Here is a 17,053-nt window from a genome sequence, read left to right as displayed (position 1 = left end):
AGTTGCTGATTGTTTGGCAACTGATTGTTCGGCAACTGATAGTAGCGAGGCTCCTCGTTACCGCTGCTGCAGGCGCTGAGCAGCAGCGCCGCAATGACCATTATCCCTTTTCTCACTGTTTAACCCCCTTCGGCTCAGGATCTTTTTTGCCCTTCGCCTCAAAGACCAGGGCGTTGCTCTTCTGGTTAAGCGTCTGCAATACCGGCTGCAGCTCGCGCAGAACCTGATCCAGGCGCTGCATATCCGCCACCATCTTGTTATAGGCTGCCGATCCCGGCTGGAAGCCCTGCATGCTGCGGTTCAGCTCGCGCAGCGTTTTCTGCATATCCTGCGGCAGCTGCTGCACCGACTGGCTGGCGGTCAACTTGTTCAGGTTGTCCAGCGTGGTTTGCAGGCGACGCATGGTGCGCTGGCTTTCGGCGAGCGTGCCGGTAGCCTGCTCAAGCATTGGGTTCAACGGCAGATTGTTGATCTTATCCAGCGTATCCATCAGGCGCTGCTGGATCTGCGCCAGGCCGCTACTGACGGTCGGAATAATTTTGTAACCACCAAACTCGCGGATGCCGGTGATCGGCGGCGGTTTCGAGACGAAATCCATATCCACGTAGAGCGCACCGGTCACCAGGTTACCGGTTTTCAGCGAGCCGCGTAGCCCCTGCTTCAGCAGTTCAGGCAGATTGGTGAGAATATCTGGGCTTTCCCCCATCTGGCTTGCGATCCGCTCAGGCTCAATACGGATCAGCACCGGAATACGGTAGTCCTCGTTCAGCGCCTGCCGCAGGCCCGGCATAAAGAATGGCACCTTGCTGACGGTCCCAAGACGCATGCCGCGGAACTCTACCGGTGCGCCTGGTTGCAGACCGCGAATAGAATCTTTGAAGAACAGCAGGAAATCCTGGTGCTGGGTATAGAGCGACTCCTGAATGCTGCGCTGGTTATCGTAGAGATCGAACTCGGTTTTCTCGGCCACCGGCTGGCCTAGATCGATGCCGTCAGGCACGTCAAAGCTGACGCCGCCGCCAAACAGAGTGGTCAGCGCCCCCATCTCTACGCGCATGCCCGCCGAGGTGAGATCGACCGCGATACCGCTGTCTTTCCAGAAGCGGACGTTGCTGGTCACCAGACGATCGTTAGGTGCGTTGATAAACAGCTGATAGCTCATGGTGCGTTTCTGCGGATCGAAAACGCTGGTCTCTACCGAGCCGACGCGATAGCCACGAAACAGCACCGGATCCCCGGGGGTGAGCTGACCCGCTTTTTTACTGTCGAGCACCACGCGGATCCCTTTTGCATCTGGCGGTGCTAGCGGCGGCGAATCCAGAAGCTGGTAATCATCACGTACGCCGCCTTTGGTGCCTGGCTGCAGCTCGATATAGGCCCCGGAGAGCAACGTGCCCAACCCGCTGATCCCTTCCCTGCCTACCTGCGGCTTCACCACCCAAAACACCGTGTCGCCGTGCAGCAGCTTCTGCATATCGGCGTTCAGGCGCGCTTTGATCTCAACGTGGGTCAGATCGTCGGTCAGCGTTGCGGACTCCACCACGCCGACGTTAATGCTGCGGCTCTTGATGGTGGTTTTACCCGCCTCGATGCCTTCAGCATTGGTGGTGATCAGCGTCACCTCTGGCCCCTGATGGCTATAGTGATAAAAGAGGATCCAGGCCCCGATCAGCGCCGTGACAATTGGGAAGATCCACACCGGCGACCAGTTCTTCACCTTCTGCACTTTGGCTTCCCCACCTTTGGTCTCCATGTTTTACGACTCCTTCTGGCTTAATTCTGGCTCACGATCCCACGACAGGCGTGGGTCGAAGGTCATGGCCGCAAACATCGTCATGATGACAACCAGCGCAAACATCAGCGCGCCCATTGCGGGGTAAATATTCATTAATCCGCCCATTCGAACCAGGGCAGAGAGTACGGCGATAACGAAGACGTCGATCATTGACCAGCGGCCCACAAATTCAACAACCTCATAAATCAGGTGCATGCGCTCGCTGTCGCGCCTGCCGTGCCCTTTCGCATCCCAGCAGAGCCAGGCGATGGCGATCATCTTCAGAGTAGGCACCATAATACTGGCGATAAAGATCACCAGCGCCACCGGATAGGAGCCTTCGCTCCAGAGCAGGATCACCCCGGCCAAAATGGTCGAGGGCATTTTATCCCCGAGCAGATCGGTGATCATGATGGGCAAAATATTGGCCGGCAGATAGAGCAGGATGGAGGTGACCAGCAGCGCCATGGTTAACTGAAGGCTGTTCCTGCGCCGGGCGTGGCCATGGCTGTGACAGCGGGGGCACACCGTCTGGTCAACGGGCAGCACCGCCGTGCAGCAGGCGCAGGAGCGCAGCCCCTGACGAATGCCCGGCACGCCGACGCGCAGCGGCTGGGCAAGCGCTGGCGCGGGCGCGATGTCGTCCCACAGCCAGCGTTTATCGACGCACTGAAAGGCGCGCAGATGCAGAATGCAGAACAGACACCAGGGGATGAAGCTGCTACCGACGCCGATATCGCCATAGGCCATCAGCTTTACGAAGCTGACCAGCACCCCGGCGAGAAAGATCTCTGCCATCCCCCAGTTTTTCAGCATGAAAAAGATGCGGGCCAGCCTGCGTTTCAGGCGATCCGGCAGCGGAACCTGGTTCACCAGCAGGATGACGGTGACCAGGCAGAACGCGGGCACGAACTGCACAAAGAGCAAGAAGAAGGTGCCAAGGCTGGCGTAGTCCTCACTGAACATGACGCGTGGGATCTCCATCAGCGTCACTTCACTGGTGACCCCTGCCACCTTCATGTTAACGAAGGGGAACAGATTAGCCAGCACCAGCATAAACAGCGCCACTACCGCGTAGGCCAGCGGACGCTGTCGGGGCGCATCCCAGCGGGTGGTCAGCGTATGGCCGCAGCGCGGACAGGTTGCTTTATGCCCGTGCGCAAGCGGCGGCAGAGCCACCAGCAGATCGCATTGCGAACACAAAATGTGCCGGGTGTCATGATGTTGTTCGCACATACGCACTCCCTGATTACGTCGCGTTTTTAAGCGCCTCAAGCTGCTCCCACCGCTCAAACGCTGCTTCCAGCGCCTGCTCAGCGGCAGCCATCTCGTCTAAAACCTTTTGCGTCTGCTCGTGAGGCTGGCTGAAGAAAGCGCCGTCGGCCACCTGTGCCTGTAGCGCAGTGAGATTCGCCTCCAGCTCTTCAAGCCGTTGAGGTAGCTGCTCAAGTTCCCGTTGCAGGTTATAGCTTAGTTTGCTCCCGCCGCGTTTGACAGTTTCTGCTTTTGCCGCCGGAATATCTGTCACCTTTTTGGAAACAGACTGTTTATACGCCTGAGAGGCAGCCTGCTGGCCCCGCGCATCCTGGTAACCGCCCACGTAGCGGCCAATGCGGCCCTGGCCTTCAAAGATCCAGCACTCGGTCACGGTATTGTCGACAAATTGACGATCGTGGCTCACCAGCAGCACCGTGCCCTGGTAGCCGTCAATCAGCTCCTCCAGCAGCTCCAGCGTCTCGACGTCGAGGTCGTTGGTCGGTTCATCGAGGATCAGCAGGTTGCTGGGCTTGAGGAACAGGCGCGCCAGCAGGAGGCGGTTACGCTCCCCGCCGGAGAGCGCGCGTACCGGCGTCATGGCGCGTTTCGGATGGAACAGGAAGTCCTGCAGGTAGCCCAGCACGTGGCGCGGCTTACCGTTAACCATCACCTCCTGCTTGCCTTCGGCAAGGTTATCCATCACCGTGCGATCCGGATCCAGCTCGGCACGGTGCTGGTCAAAGTAGGCCACTTCCAGCTTGGTTCCGATATGAATACGTCCGCTGTCAGCCTGTAACTGGCCGAGCATCAGCTTCAGCAGCGTGGTTTTACCACAGCCGTTCGGGCCGATCAGGGCAATTTTATCCCCGCGCTGTACCTGAGCGGAGAAATCGGTGACCAGCTTCTTGCCGTCCACGCCGTAGTGGACGTTCTCCATCTCAATAACGATTTTGCCAGAGCGGGAGGCCTCTTCAACCTGCATCTTCGCGCTGCCCATCACCTCACGGCGCTCGCTGCGCTCGCGACGCATCGCCTTCAGCGCCCGGACACGCCCTTCGTTACGGGTACGACGCGCTTTGATGCCCTGACGGATCCACACCTCTTCCTGGGCCAGCTTGCGGTCAAATTCGGCGTTTTGCAGCTCTTCGACCCGCAGCGCCTCCTCTTTCTCCAGCAGGTACTGATCGTAGTTGCCTGGATAGGTCACCAGCTTGCCGCGATCGAGATCGACAATGCGCGTCGCCATATTGCGGATAAACGAACGGTCATGGGAGATAAAGATAATGGTGCCGTTGAAGGTTTTCAGGAACCCTTCCAGCCAGTCGATGGTTTCGATATCCAGGTGGTTGGTCGGCTCATCCAGCAGCAGCACGCGCGGGTTGCTCACCAGCGCACGGCCCAGAGCCGCCTTACGTAGCCAGCCACCGGAGAGTGAGGCCAGCGCCATATCGGCCTCCAGGCCAAGCTGGGCCAGCACCTCGTTGATGCGGTTCTCCATCTGCCAGAGGCCGTAGTGATCCAGCAGCTCCTGCAGGCGTGCCATCTCGTTGAGGTTCTTTTCGCTCGGATCGATCATCACCAGATGGGAGATCTCATGGTACCCCTTGAGATACTCCGCCTGCTCTGAGATACCCTCGGCGACAAAATCGTAGACGCTGCCGGCGACGTTACGCGGCGGATCCTGCTGCAAACGTGCCACAACCAGATCCTGCTCATAGACGATGCGGCCATCGTCGAGGCCCTGTTCGCGGTTAAGGATCTTCATCAGGGTGGATTTACCCGCGCCGTTACGTCCGACCAGGCAGACGCGCTCGTTGTCTTCGATATGAAGCTCGGCGTTATCCAGAAGCGGTGCGTCGCTGAACGACAGCCAGGCACCGTGCATACTAATTAATGACATTGTGTTCTATTCCTCTCAGGCTGCGGTAATCAGCCAGCAGTTATGGATCTGACGGTTGCGGGCGAAATCCTGCGACTGTGTTTTTTGGGTAATGTCTTGTGCTTTCAGCCCCAGTTCAGCCAGCCCGTCGTGGTCCATGCGGAAACCGCGTTTGTTATTTGAGAACATAATCGTGCCGCCTTTACGCAGCATCCGTTTTAAGTCTTTCATCAAGCTCAGGTGATCGCGCTGAACGTCAAACGCCTCTTCCATTCGCTTGGAGTTAGAGAAGGTCGGCGGATCGATAAAGATCAGATCGAACTGCTCGTCGGTCTCCCGTAGCCAGCCCATCACGTCGGCCTGCATCAGGCGATGCTGGCGACCGGTGAGGCCGTTCAGGCGCAGGTTGCGCTCGGCCCACTCCAGGTAGGTGCGTGACATATCGACGGTGGTGGTCGATGCCGCTCCGCCCAGACCCGCGTGCACGCTGGCGCTGCCGGTGTAGGAGAAGAGGTTGAGGAAATCTTTACCTTTGCTCATCTGACCGAGCATCCGGCGGGCGATACGGTGATCCAGGAACAGGCCGGTATCCAGATAGTCGGTCAGGTTAACCCACAGGCGGGCGTTGTATTCGCTCACCTCCATGAATTCGCCCTTCTCGTTCATCTTCTGATACTGGTTCTTGCCTTTCTGCCGCTCGCGGGTCTTTAGCACCAGCTTGTTAGGCGCAATGCCCAGCACCGTAATGGTGGCGGCAATAACATCCAGCAGACGCTGACGGGCCTTCTGCGCATCGACGGTTTTCGGCGGAGCGTACTCCTGCACCACCACCCAGTCGGCGTAGCGGTCTACCGCCACGTTATAGTCCGGCAGGTCAGCATCGTACAGGCGATAGCACTCGATCCCCTCCTGGCGCGCCCACTTCTCCAGCTTTTTGACATTCTTGCGCAGGCGGTTGGCGTAATCTTCCGCCATGCCGCTGCCTTTGATATCACCGAAGTTTTCTGCGATGGAGTAGTTTTTCTGTACGCAGTCCAGCGGGCCGTTTTTAGCCTTAAACTGGCGGTCGGCGCGCAGCTGAAGGCAGTTAAGCAGCTCCGGCGAGGCGCTGAACAGGGAGACGTTCCAGCCGCCGAAGTTGTTTTTCAGGGTGCGGCCCAGCAGGCTATGCAGGGCAATCAGCGCCGGTTCGCTCTCCAGACGCTCACCGTACGGCGGGTTACTCAGCACGGTACCGTGCGGCCCTTCCGGCAGTGGATTGGTCAGCTGGGCCACGTCTTTGACGTTAAAATCGATCAGCTCGCCGACGCCTGCGCGGCGGGCGTTGCTGCGGGCAATATCGATAACCCGGGCGTCGCTGTCGGAGCCGTAGAAGCGCGAGCCGTAGTCCGCCAGCCCCTGACGGGCGCGGGTCTGGGCCTCGGTTTTCACCTCTTTCCACAGCGCCTCGTCGTGCTGCGCCCAACCGCTAAAGCCCCAGTGCCCACGGTGCAGGCCCGGTGCACGATCGGTAGCGAGCATTGCCGCCTCAATCAGCAGGGTGCCGGAGCCGCAGAGCGGATCAAGCAGCGGCGTACCCGGCTGCCAGCCAGAGCGCATGACGACCGCCGCCGCCAGGGTCTCTTTCATGGGGGCAAGCCCGGCCCGGTCGCGATAGCCGCGCAGGTGCAGGCCGTCGCCGCTGAGATCGAGGGCAATATGCGCCGTCTCTTTATTCAGCCAGACGTTGATACGCATATCCGGCTGCTCGCGATCGACGTTCGGGCGTTCCATATTCTTACGCGTGAAGCTGTCGACGATGGCGTCTTTTACCCGCATGGCACCGTACTGGCTGTTGCGGATCTCTTCATTCAGCCCGCTGAAGTGCACGGCGAAGGTCGCGCCGGGGTTGAAAATCTCCGTCCAGTCAATCGCCTGCACGCCCATATAGAGATCGAGGTCGCTGTAGACCTTGCACTCGTTCAGCGGCAGCATAATGCGCGAAGCCAGACGACTCCACATCAGGCTCTGGTAAATGAGCCGGGTGTCCCCTTCAAAATGGACACCGCCCTGAACCACCTGGACGTGCTGCGCCCCGAGGTTTTCCAGTTCAGTTTTTAATAGCTCTTCCAGCCCACGGGCCGTACTGGCAAACAGAGAATTCATATCGTCACTTTTACTCTAATAAAATTGTTGCGCATTATAGCCAATATAAGTTGGATGTCATAAAGTTGAGACCCTATTTTCACACCCATGGAGGGCGCAGTGGCTACCCTGTCGCGGCTTTTTATACATCCGGTCAAATCGATGCGCGGAATTGGCCTCACGCACGCCCTGGCCGACATCAGCGGTCTGGCTTGTGACCGCATCTTTATGCTTACTGAACCCGACGGTACCTTTATTACCGCCCGTCAGTATCCGCAGCTGGTACGTTTTATCCCGTCGCCGCTGCATGACGGGCTCCATCTCACCGCGCCCGACGGCAGCAGCGCGCTGGTCCGCTTTGCCGATTTCATCAGCAATGCCGCGCCGACGGAGGTCTGGGGCAACCATTTTACCGCATTAATTGCCCCGGCGGCGATCAACCAGTGGCTCAGCGGCTTTTTTAATCGCGAAGTCCAGCTGCGCTGGGTAGGTCAGGAGCCCACTCGTCGGGTGAAGCGCTTTGAAAGCGTGCCGCTCTCCTTTGCCGACGGCTTTCCTTACCTGCTTACCAACGACGCCTCGCTGCGCGATCTGCAAAACCGCTGCCCGGCCAGCATCCAGATGGAGCAGTTTCGTCCGAACCTGGTGGTCACCGGGGCGCAGGCATGGGAAGAAGATACCTGGAAAACCGTGCGCATCGGCGAAGTGATCTTTGACGTGGTCAAACCCTGTAGCCGCTGCGTATTTACCACCATCAGCCCCGAGCGCGGCCAGAAACACCCGGCCGGTGAACCGCTGCACACCCTGCAACAATTCCGCACCGCCGTCGATAGTGGCGACGTCGATTTCGGCCAGAACCTGATCGCCCGTAACAGCGGCGTGATCCGCGTTGGTGACGAGGTGAGCGTGCTGGCGAGCGGTCCGGCGAGAGTGTACGGTGCAGGGGAGCCGGTTGAGACGCTGGAGATTGAGAAGCAGGCAGCGTCGACGGTGACCATTGGCTGGCAGGGAGAGACCTTTATGGGAAATAACCAGCAGGTGCTGCTTGAACAGCTGGAGAGCCAGGGGATCCGTGTGCCCTACTCTTGCCGAGCCGGGATCTGCGGCTCCTGCCGCGTACGTCTTGTAGAGGGGGAAGTGAGCGCCCTGAAGCAGTCCGCCATTGGCGACGACGGCACCATTCTGAGCTGCAGCTGTATTCCCAAAACGCCGCTGGTGCTGGAGCCTTAAACCGCCTGCTCCAGGCTATACATCTGGGGCAACGGTCGCATACGATCGTTCATCACCTTGATCGCATCGCCAAGCTGCATCGTACGCCCGGCAATCACCACGCCGGGCTGGGCCAGCAGGCAGAGCGTAGCGTTATCACCCGGCTCGACGACCAACAAATTGACCTGCTCGGCGGTATCACTGAGCCAGACGCTGGCGGCTTCGCCCAGATCGGGCTGCCAGCTGTCGCCGTAGGAGTGGAAGTGCCAGCTTTTTGGCATCTGCGGCTTGAGAAAACGGATCGCCACCAGCGCATTCAGCACCAGCTCGGCCCGCTGCTCCCGAGAGAGTTCAAACTCGCGGCAACGCTCCTCAAAGGAGAAGTAGAGGGCGGCATCATCCACGCAGAAACCAGAGGGTGCGAACGCGTCTGGCGTCAGCATCCGACGGGCGTAACGGGAGCGAAATAGCATCCCATTGGCGAGATCGAGCATCATTCGATCGTGCTCTTCGTCGTAATACCAGCGCCAGTTATCGTCAGGTTTGATTCGCATATTCCTCTCCGCTCCCCCTTAAGCGTCCTGCTGCTTTTGTGTCCGTTGTTACCGTTCCGCTTATCACAAAATGTCAATAATGAGAACGTTTAAATAAACAACAACGAGGGGAATATAAAACAACCAGGGCCGGAAATAAAGCCCTGGTTAACATTTAGACGTAAAGGATTAGATGTGGGTAACGATCTCTTTAATCAGCGGCGGGCCTTTAAATATAAAGCCGGAATAGATCTGCACCAGCGTCGCACCGGCAGCTATTTTCTCCCGCGCGGCGATAACGGAGTCGATTCCGCCGACGCCGATAATCGGCAGCAGACCGTTCAGCTCCTGCGCCAGGCGGCGAATAATTTCGGTGCTTTTTAGCTGTAGCGGACGGCCGCTTAAGCCTCCGGTCTCATTACCGTGTTTCATTCCCTGCACCAGCCCTCTTTCGAGCGTGGTATTGGTGGCGATCACGCCATCAATATTATGGCGAACCAGGCTATCGGCCACCTGAATTAACTCCTCAACGGAGAGATCGGGAGCAATTTTCACCGCCACAGGGACATATTTATGATGAATATTCTGCAGCTCGTGCTGCTTATTTTTGATGGCGGCGAGCAGATCGTCCAGCGCCTCACCGTATTGCAGCGAGCGCAGGCCCGGGGTGTTTGGCGAGGAGATATTAATCGCAATGTAGCCCGCGTAGCGATAGACTTTATCCATACAGATCAGGTAGTCATCTTTCCCCTGCTCTACCGGCGTATCTTTATTTTTGCCGATATTAATGCCCAGCACGCCGTCAAAATGGGCTTTTTTAACGTTCTCAACGAGGTTATCCACGCCAAGATTATTGAACCCCATGCGGTTAATTAATCCCTCGGCCTCGACCAGGCGGAAGATACGCGGCTTGTCGTTACCCGGCTGCGGGCGCGGCGTCACGGTGCCGATCTCAATCGAGCCAAAGCCCATTGCGCCCAGCGCATCGATGCACTCACCGTTCTTATCCAGACCCGCCGCCAGACCCAGCGGATTCTTAAAGGTCAGCCCCATGCAGGAGACCGGTTTGTGCGGCACGCTCTGGCGTACCAGCGCGGCTAAAGGCGTGCCGGAAATACGGCGTAATTGCTGAAACGTCAATTCATGAGCGCGCTCAGGGTCGAGCTGGAAAAGGGCTTTACGAACGAAGGGGTAGTACATGAACTCTCCTGGATTCCCGGTGTGCAAACCGGGGGCGTATTATCTGCGATTGCGCGGCGAAAGGGAATTGACCTGAGGCAAATAATTCAGCTAAAACGCAAACGTTTTCCTGGAGAGGGTAAAAAAAAACCGGGCAGCGTGCTGCCGCCCGGCGATCTATTAGGCCAGCGCCTTAGCGATCTTCTCGTAGAGATCGCCCGAGAGGTTTTCCAGACCTTTCAGCTGCTCCAGCGCGGCACGCATCTGGGTTTGACGCCCTTCATCGTAACGTTTCAGGCGGATCAGCGGCTCAATCAGACGCGACGCCACCTGCGGGTTACGGCTGTTAAGCTCGGTCAGCATCTCAACCATGAAACGGTAGCCGCTGCCGTCTTCAGCATGGAACGCCGCCGGGTTGCTGCCGGCGAATGCGCCAATCAGCGAGCGCACGCGGTTTGGGTTGCTGAGGGTAAAGGAGCGGTGGTTAAGCAGGCCGCGCACGGTCTCCAGCACGTTGCTGGCCGGGCTGGTGGCTTGCAGAATAAACCACTTATCCATCACCAGGCCGTCCTGATGCCACTTATCATCGTACTCCTGCATCAGCGCGTCACGGCACGGCAGCTGCGCCGCGACGGCGGCAGAGAGCGCCGCCAGCGCGTCGGTCATGTTGTCCGCGGTGTGATACTGCTGAGTAACCAGAGCATCGCCCAGCTTCACGTCGCCAAACGCCAGATAGCGCAGGCAGGTGTTGCGCAGCGAGCGCTTGCCGATATCCGCATGTTCAACCCGGTAGGCATCGAGCTTATGCGCGTTGTAGACCGCAAGGAACTCGTCGGAAAGCTCGGTCGCCAGGGTGCGGGTCAACGCCTCGCGGACGGCAACGATCGCCACCGGATCGATGATGTCGAACAGCTCGGCCATTTCGCCTGGAGAAGGCAGGGTCAGGATCTCTGCCGCCAGCGCCGGATCGATATCCGCATCCAGCAGGATTGCCCGGAAGGCGTCGGCCACGTGCAGCGGCAGCGACAGCGGCTGGCCCTGCTGTTGGCGAGCCACGTTCAGCTTGATGTAGGTGGTCAGCAGGCTCTGGGCCGCGTCCCAGCGGGAGAAGTCGTTGCGCGCATGGCGCATCAAGAACGTCAGCTGCTGATCGCTCCACTTATACTCCAGCTTCACCGGCGCAGAGAATTCGCGCAGCAGGGATGGCACCGGCTGGAAGTAGACCTTATCAAAGACAAAGGTCTGCTCTTCCTGAGTAACGTTGAGCACGTTGTGCACCGGGTGCCCCTCTTTTTGCAGCGGGATTACCTGGCCCTCGTTGTCGTACAGCTCAATATCAAACGGAATGTGCAGGGGCAGCTTCTCTTCCTGATCCGGCGTCGGCGGCGTGCGCTGGCTGATGGTCAGGGTGTACTGCTCGGTCTCTGGGTTGTAGTCGTCGCGCACGCTCACAATCGGCGTACCGGACTGGCTGTACCAGCGACGGAAATGAGAGAGGTCAACGTTGGAGGCGTCTTCCATCGCCTGCACGAAATCGTCGCAGGTGGCGGCGCTGCCGTCGTGGCGCTCAAAGTAGAGCTGCATCCCGCGCTGGAAGTTCTCTTCCCCCAGCAGGGTATGCAGCATGCGGATCACCTCAGACCCCTTCTCATACACCGTTAGGGTATAGAAGTTGTTCATCTCGATCACTTTGTCGGGACGGATCGGGTGCGCCATCGGGCTGGCATCTTCCGCAAACTGCAGGCCGCGCATGGTGCGCACGTTGCTGATGCGGTTCACCGCGCGGGAGCCGAGATCGGAGCTGAACTCCTGATCGCGGAACACGGTTAGCCCCTCTTTCAGGCTCAGCTGGAACCAGTCGCGGCAGGTCACGCGGTTGCCGGTCCAGTTATGGAAGTATTCGTGGCCAATCACGCGCTCAATATCGAGGTAGTCTTTATCGGTAGCGGTGTCGGTGCGGGCCAGCACATATTTGGAGTTAAAGACGTTAAGGCCTTTGTTCTCCATCGCCCCCATGTTGAAGAAATCCACGGCGACGATCATATAGATGTCGAGGTCGTACTCAAGACCAAAGCGCTCCTCATCCCACTTCATGGAGTTTTGCAGGGAGGTCATCGCCCATGGGGCGCGGTCGAGGTTGCCGCGATCGACAAACAGCTCCAGCGCCACCTCGCGACCGGAGCGGGTGGTATAGGTGTCGCGCAGCACGTCGAAATCACCGGCCACCAGCGCAAACAGGTAGCACGGTTTCGGGAACGGATCCTGCCACTGTACCCAGTGACGACCGTTCTCCAGCTCGCCTTCGCCTACGCGGTTACCGTTGGAGAGCAGGAACGGATATTTGCTTTTATCGGCGATGATTTTAGTGGTAAAGCGCGCCAGCACGTCTGGACGGTCGAGGTACCAGGTAATATGGCGGAAGCCCTCGGCCTCACACTGGGTGCAGAGCGCTTCGCCTGACTGGTAGAGCCCTTCCAGCGCGGTATTGGCGGCCGGACTAATCTCGTTGACGATGCGCAGGGTAAAACGATCCGGCAGGTTATTGATGACCAGCGCGTTCTCAGCGATCTGGTAATCAGACCACGGCTGACCGTCTACGTGGAGGGAGACGAGCGTCAAATCTTCGCCGTTAAGACGTAAAGGCTCGGCCGTTGCGCCATGGCGAGAGACGGTGCTTTCTGCCGTAACGACGGTTTTAACAGCATCAAGATCGAAAGTCAGGTCAATATCGCTAATCAGGTAATCTGGCGCACGGTAGTCGTGGCGGTATTTGGCTTGGGGCTGTTGAGTCATAAAAAACCTTTAGCATCTCATTAGGGTAACGACTCAGTCTATTCCTGTTGCCTCATTCGCGCTACGCGGAAACTCACTCTTTTCAAGGCAAAAAGCCCTGTTTGCTACATTTTGATAACAGAGGCACAAATTGCTCTCGAACATCTTACGCGGTTGTGTTGTGATCCAGGTTCATTAAACCGATAATCAAGGTATACTCCTGCGTCTTTATCTGCTTTGGCTTTGATGGATACGCACCAGTGAGAGGATGCTACGGCGCACCATGACACAACTCGCGACCCCTATTCTGCGAACGCTGCTTGATACCGATGCCTATAAGCTGCATATGCAGCAGGCGGTTTTTCATCAATATCATGATGTCCACGTGTCGGCTGAGTTTCGCTGCCGGGGCGATGACCTGCTGGGTATCTATGCGGATGCTATTCGCGCGCAGGTTGATGCCATGCAGCATCTGCGCCTGCAGGATGATGAATACCAGTGGCTTTCCAACCTGCCCTTCTTCCGCGCCGACTATCTCGACTGGCTGCGGACGTTCCGCTATGACCCAAGCCAGGTGGTGATCGCCAACGACCAGGGCAAGCTCTCTATTCGCCTCGCTGGCCCATGGCGCGAGGTGATCATGTGGGAGGTGCCGCTTCTGGCAGCGATCAGCGAGGTGGTGCACCGCTACCGCTCGCCGGATGCGGGCGTCAGTGAAGCGCTGGCCACCCTCGAAGCGAAGCTGGCGGATTTCTCCGAGATGACCGCCGGACTGGATATGTCCCGCTTCCGTCTGATGGACTTCGGCACCCGCCGCCGCTTCTCCCGCGACGTACAGCAGGCTATCGTTGAGCGCCTGCAGCAGGAGCCGTGGTTTGTCGGCACCAGCAACTACGATCTCGCTCGCCGCCTGAACTTAACTCCGATGGGCACCCAGGCACACGAGTGGTTCCAGGCTCACCAGCAGATCAGCCCCGAACTGGCCACCAGCCAGCGCGCCGCCCTTGCCGCCTGGCTGACCGAATACCCCGACCAGCTGGGTATTGCCCTGACCGACTGCATCACCATGGACGCCTTCCTGCGCGACTTTGGTCCAGAGTATGCCTCCCGCTATCAGGGCCTGCGCCACGACTCAGGCGATCCGGTTGAGTGGGGTGAAAAAGCGATTGCCCACTATCAAAAGCTGGGTATCGATCCGCTCAGTAAGGTGCTGGTGTTCTCGGATAACCTCGACCTCAAGAAAGCCCTGGATCTCTACCGCCACTTCGCCGCGCGGGTGAATCTGAGCTTTGGCATTGGCACGCGCCTGACCTGTGACATTCCGCAGGTGAAGCCGCTGAACATCGTCATTAAGCTGGTGGAGTGTAACGGCAAGCCGGTGGCAAAACTCTCTGACAGCCCGGGTAAAACCATCTGTCATGATAAAGCCTTTGTTCGGGCGCTGCGTGAGGCGTTCGATCTGCCGCAGGTTAAAAAAGCCAGCTAATCCTTGCAGGGAGCCGCTTCGGCTCCCTTTTCCCTTATTAATTTCTTATTTCTTCCCTTCTTACTGTTAATTCTGCTTGTCTGATGGCGCACGCCAGGTAACATAGGCAAACCCCCTCTTTGGGTGGAAAGCGTATTTTTCATATAATTAACAGAGAGAATATTATGAGCGTTGTGCCTGTAGCCCACGTACTCCAGGGCCGCGTCGCCGTTGACCAAGAAGTCACCGTGCGCGGATGGGTACGTACCCGCCGAGATTCAAAAGCTGGCATCTCCTTCCTGGCCGTCTATGACGGTTCCTGCTTTGATCCTGTACAGGCCGTTATTAATAATTCTCTGCCCAATTACAATGATGAAGTCCTGCACCTGACCACCGGCTGTTCCGTGGTGGTAACCGGCACGGTTGTTGCTTCTCCGGGCCAGGGCCAGAGCTTTGAGATCCAGGCAAGCCATGTCGACGTGACTGGCTGGGTTGAAGATCCGGACACCTACCCGATGGCGGCCAAGCGCCACAGCATCGAGTACCTGCGTGAAGTGGCGCACCTGCGTCCGCGCACCAACCTGATCGGCGCGGTGGCCCGCGTACGCCACACCCTGGCGCAGGCGCTGCACCGCTTCTTTGACGAGCAGGGCTTCTTCTGGGTCTCGACCCCGCTGATCACCGCCTCCGATACTGAAGGCGCTGGCGAGATGTTCCGCGTCTCTACGCTGGATCTGGAAAACCTGCCGCGCAACGACCAGGGCAAGGTTGATTTTGACAAAGACTTCTTTGGCAAAGAGTCCTTCCTGACCGTTTCCGGCCAGCTGAACGGCGAAACCTACGCCTGTGCGCTGTCAAAAATCTACACCTTTGGCCCAACCTTCCGTGCGGAAAACTCCAACACCAGCCGTCACCTGGCTGAGTTCTGGATGCTGGAGCCGGAGATCGCCTTCGCCGATCTGGAAGATAATGCCGCGCTGGCGGAAGCCATGCTGAAGTATGCCTTTAAAGCGGTATTGACCGAACGTGCAGATGACATGAAGTTCTTTGCCGAGCGCGTTGATAAAGATGCCGTGACGCGTCTGGAGCGCTTCATCGAGGCGGACTTCGCGCAGGTAGACTACACCGACGCAGTCACTATTCTGGAAAACTGCGGCAAGCAGTTTGAGAACCCGGTTTACTGGGGCGTGGATCTCTCTTCCGAGCACGAGCGCTACCTGGCTGAAGAGCACTTCAAAGCGCCGGTTGTAGTGAAAAACTACCCGAAAGAGATCAAAGCGTTCTACATGCGTCTCAACGACGACGGTAAAACCGTGGCGGCCATGGACGTGCTGGCACCGGGCATCGGTGAAATCATCGGTGGTTCCCAGCGTGAAGAGCGTCTGGACGTGCTGGATGCACGTATGGCTGAGATGGGCCTCAACAAAGAGGACTACTGGTGGTATCGCGATCTGCGTCGCTACGGTACCGTACCGCATGCCGGCTTTGGCCTCGGCTTTGAACGTCTGATTGCCTACGTGACCGGCGTTCAGAACGTTCGCGATGTGATCCCGTTCCCACGCACGCCGCGTAACGCAACGTTCTAATCCTTTCTGGGCCAGCACACGCTGGCCCTTCTTCCCTTCATCTTGTCAACTTTTGTTAACAAATCGTTAGTTATTCCCCTAATCAACCCTTTCTCCGTTAGCGTCTGTAAGCGTATTTTTCAGAAATAATTTCGTACAAAAATCATACTGACTAAAACTTGCACAAAAATTTCTCTTTTGGCTTTAGCACATTTGGATAAACAGTGCACAGCTATCCAGATGTCTAAACACGGAAATGAGAAAATGTCTCACTCACCCCTTTTCTCAATAAGTTAATCCTATATCGTGATTAAACATAAGTAATTCATATATATAGCAATGGATACGCTGATTTTATCAGCAACTCTATTGGAAACATGAAGTGGTTCACAAAGTTCCCTTAAATACACAAATTTTTACACATTATTTCTTTTTGTTACCTCTTTACGACATTTGTAGCACTTTCAAGGTAGCGAAACGTTTATATGAATGGAAAGATGCTTCTCAGACACATAAAGACACCAAACTCTCATCAATAGTTCCGTAAACATTTATTGACGGAATCTATTGACGGCAGTGGCAGGTGTTATAAAAAACCTAATGAGGGTAATAAATAATGATGAAGCGCAATATTCTGGCAGTGGTTATCCCTGCTCTGCTGGTAGCCGGTGCAGCAAACGCTGCAGAAATCTATAACAAAGCCGGTAACAAATTAGACCTGTACGGTAAAGTTGTAGGTGAGCATGACTTCGTAACCTCTGGTGATGACACCGGCAGCAACGATAACACCTATGCTCAGATTGGCTTCAAAGGCGAAACTCAGATCAATGATCAGCTGACCGGTTACGGCCAGTGGGAATACCGTGCCCTGGCAAGCGGCGAAGAGAGCGGCGGCCAGTCCCAGCGTACTCGTCTGGCATTTGCCGGCCTGAAAATTGCTGATGCAGGCTCCATCGACTACGGCCGTAACTACGGTATCGCGTACGACGTTGACGCTTACACCGATATGGCACCCTCTTTCTCCGGTATGACCTGGGCGAACTACGCTGACAACTTCATGACCGGCCGTACCTCTGGCGTGGCAACCTACCGTAACTCCAACTTCTTTGGTCTGGTTGATGGCCTGAACCTGGGCATCCAGTACCAGGGCAAAAATGACCGTGATAACCCGCTGACCTCTAACGGCGACGGCGTAGGTTACTCTCTGGGCTATGACTTCGCAGAAGGTTTCAGCGTGATCGGTGCTTACTCCAACGCTGACCGTACTAACAATCAGGAAGGCCTGAACCGCGTTTA

Annotated in this window: 11 protein-coding genes and 1 pseudogene; 4 read left to right on the top strand and 8 right to left on the bottom strand. The window is 57.2% G+C overall.

Annotation, left to right across the window (positions count from 1 at the left end):
• The 5 genes and pseudogenes from FN633_RS18600 to rlmKL all read right to left on the bottom strand — a co-directional run.
• Positions 1-116 (bottom strand): annotated as a pseudogene (locus FN633_RS18600) (hypothetical protein); the annotation flags it as partial.
• A complete protein-coding gene (pqiB, locus tag FN633_RS06435) occupies positions 113-1,753 on the bottom strand; it encodes an intermembrane transport protein PqiB (RefSeq protein WP_154057147.1) in 1,641 nt (546 codons plus the stop codon). The gene pqiB and the pseudogene FN633_RS18600, both read right to left, overlap by 4 nt.
• A gap of 3 nt (positions 1,754-1,756) precedes the next feature.
• A complete protein-coding gene (gene pqiA / locus FN633_RS06430; RefSeq protein ID WP_154057146.1) occupies positions 1,757-3,010 on the bottom strand; it encodes a membrane integrity-associated transporter subunit PqiA in 1,254 nt (417 codons plus the stop codon).
• Between the two features lie 13 nt (positions 3,011-3,023).
• A complete protein-coding gene (locus FN633_RS06425; RefSeq protein ID WP_154057145.1) occupies positions 3,024-4,931 on the bottom strand; it encodes an ABC transporter ATP-binding protein in 1,908 nt (635 codons plus the stop codon).
• Positions 4,932-4,946: 15 nt separating this feature from the next.
• Positions 4,947-7,055 carry a bifunctional 23S rRNA (guanine(2069)-N(7))-methyltransferase RlmK/23S rRNA (guanine(2445)-N(2))-methyltransferase RlmL gene (gene rlmKL, locus FN633_RS06420; protein ID WP_154057144.1) on the bottom strand — a complete coding sequence of 703 codons (2,109 nt, stop codon included), beginning with the start codon at positions 7,053-7,055 and terminating at the stop codon, positions 4,947-4,949.
• A 99-nt stretch (positions 7,056-7,154) separates the two neighbouring features.
• Here rlmKL and FN633_RS06415 point away from each other — a divergent pair, with 99 nt between their 5' ends.
• Positions 7,155-8,264 carry a YcbX family protein gene (locus FN633_RS06415; protein ID WP_154057143.1) on the top strand — a complete coding sequence of 370 codons (1,110 nt, stop codon included), beginning with the start codon at positions 7,155-7,157 and terminating at the stop codon, positions 8,262-8,264.
• On the opposite strand, the gene zapC is transcribed toward FN633_RS06415, so the two are convergent.
• The 3 genes from zapC to pepN form a co-directional block, all read right to left on the bottom strand.
• Positions 8,261-8,797 (bottom strand): cell division protein ZapC, encoded by a 537-nt coding sequence (zapC, locus tag FN633_RS06410; protein ID WP_154057142.1) that lies wholly within the window; start codon positions 8,795-8,797, stop codon positions 8,261-8,263. The genes FN633_RS06415 and zapC overlap by 4 nt on opposite strands.
• A 168-nt stretch (positions 8,798-8,965) precedes the next feature.
• Positions 8,966-9,976 carry a quinone-dependent dihydroorotate dehydrogenase gene (gene pyrD, locus FN633_RS06405; protein WP_154057141.1) on the bottom strand — a complete coding sequence of 337 codons (1,011 nt, stop codon included), beginning with the start codon at positions 9,974-9,976 and terminating at the stop codon, positions 8,966-8,968.
• Positions 9,977-10,135: 159 nt separating this feature from the next.
• Positions 10,136-12,748, bottom strand: coding sequence for an aminopeptidase N (gene pepN / locus FN633_RS06400; RefSeq protein ID WP_042392460.1), 2,613 nt, complete (start codon positions 12,746-12,748; stop codon positions 10,136-10,138).
• A gap of 262 nt (positions 12,749-13,010) precedes the next feature.
• Between pepN and pncB the strand changes: the two genes are divergently transcribed.
• The 3 genes from pncB to FN633_RS18480 form a co-directional block, all read left to right on the top strand.
• Positions 13,011-14,213, top strand: a complete 1,203-nt coding sequence (pncB, locus tag FN633_RS06395) for a nicotinate phosphoribosyltransferase (protein ID WP_154057140.1) — start codon at positions 13,011-13,013, stop codon at positions 14,211-14,213.
• Positions 14,214-14,377: 164 nt separating this feature from the next.
• On the top strand, positions 14,378-15,778 hold the full coding sequence (gene asnS, locus FN633_RS06390) for an asparagine--tRNA ligase (protein WP_154057139.1): 1,401 nt from the start codon (positions 14,378-14,380) through the stop codon (positions 15,776-15,778).
• 595 nt (positions 15,779-16,373) lie between these two features.
• A partial coding sequence (locus tag FN633_RS18480; protein ID WP_279538282.1) for a porin occupies positions 16,374-17,053 on the top strand: 680 nt, incomplete at its 3' end.

Origin of the sequence: Pseudescherichia vulneris (assembly GCF_902164725.1) — a bacterium.
Taxonomy (GTDB): Bacteria; Pseudomonadota; Gammaproteobacteria; order Enterobacterales; family Enterobacteriaceae; genus Pseudescherichia; species Pseudescherichia vulneris.
Note: the sequence above shows the minus strand (reverse complement) of the source record. Positions and strands in the feature narration are given on the sequence as shown.

What these genes read in the sequence shown, in the direction of transcription:
- pqiB (WP_154057147.1), bottom strand. Translation starts at nt 1,753, where the DNA reads ATGGAGACCAAAGGTGGGGAAGCCAAAGTGCAGAAGGTGAAGAACTGG.
- pqiA (WP_154057146.1), bottom strand. Translation starts at nt 3,010, where the DNA reads ATGTGCGAACAACATCATGACACCCGGCACATTTTGTGTTCGCAATGC.
- FN633_RS06425 (WP_154057145.1), bottom strand. Translation starts at nt 4,931, where the DNA reads ATGTCATTAATTAGTATGCACGGTGCCTGGCTGTCGTTCAGCGACGCA.
- rlmKL (WP_154057144.1), bottom strand. Translation starts at nt 7,055, where the DNA reads ATGAATTCTCTGTTTGCCAGTACGGCCCGTGGGCTGGAAGAGCTATTA.
- zapC (WP_154057142.1), bottom strand. Translation starts at nt 8,797, where the DNA reads ATGCGAATCAAACCTGACGATAACTGGCGCTGGTATTACGACGAAGAG.
- pyrD (WP_154057141.1), bottom strand. Translation starts at nt 9,976, where the DNA reads ATGTACTACCCCTTCGTTCGTAAAGCCCTTTTCCAGCTCGACCCTGAG.
- pepN (WP_042392460.1), bottom strand. Translation starts at nt 12,748, where the DNA reads ATGACTCAACAGCCCCAAGCCAAATACCGCCACGACTACCGTGCGCCA.
- pncB (WP_154057140.1), top strand. Translation starts at nt 13,011, where the DNA reads ATGACACAACTCGCGACCCCTATTCTGCGAACGCTGCTTGATACCGAT.
- asnS (WP_154057139.1), top strand. Translation starts at nt 14,378, where the DNA reads ATGAGCGTTGTGCCTGTAGCCCACGTACTCCAGGGCCGCGTCGCCGTT.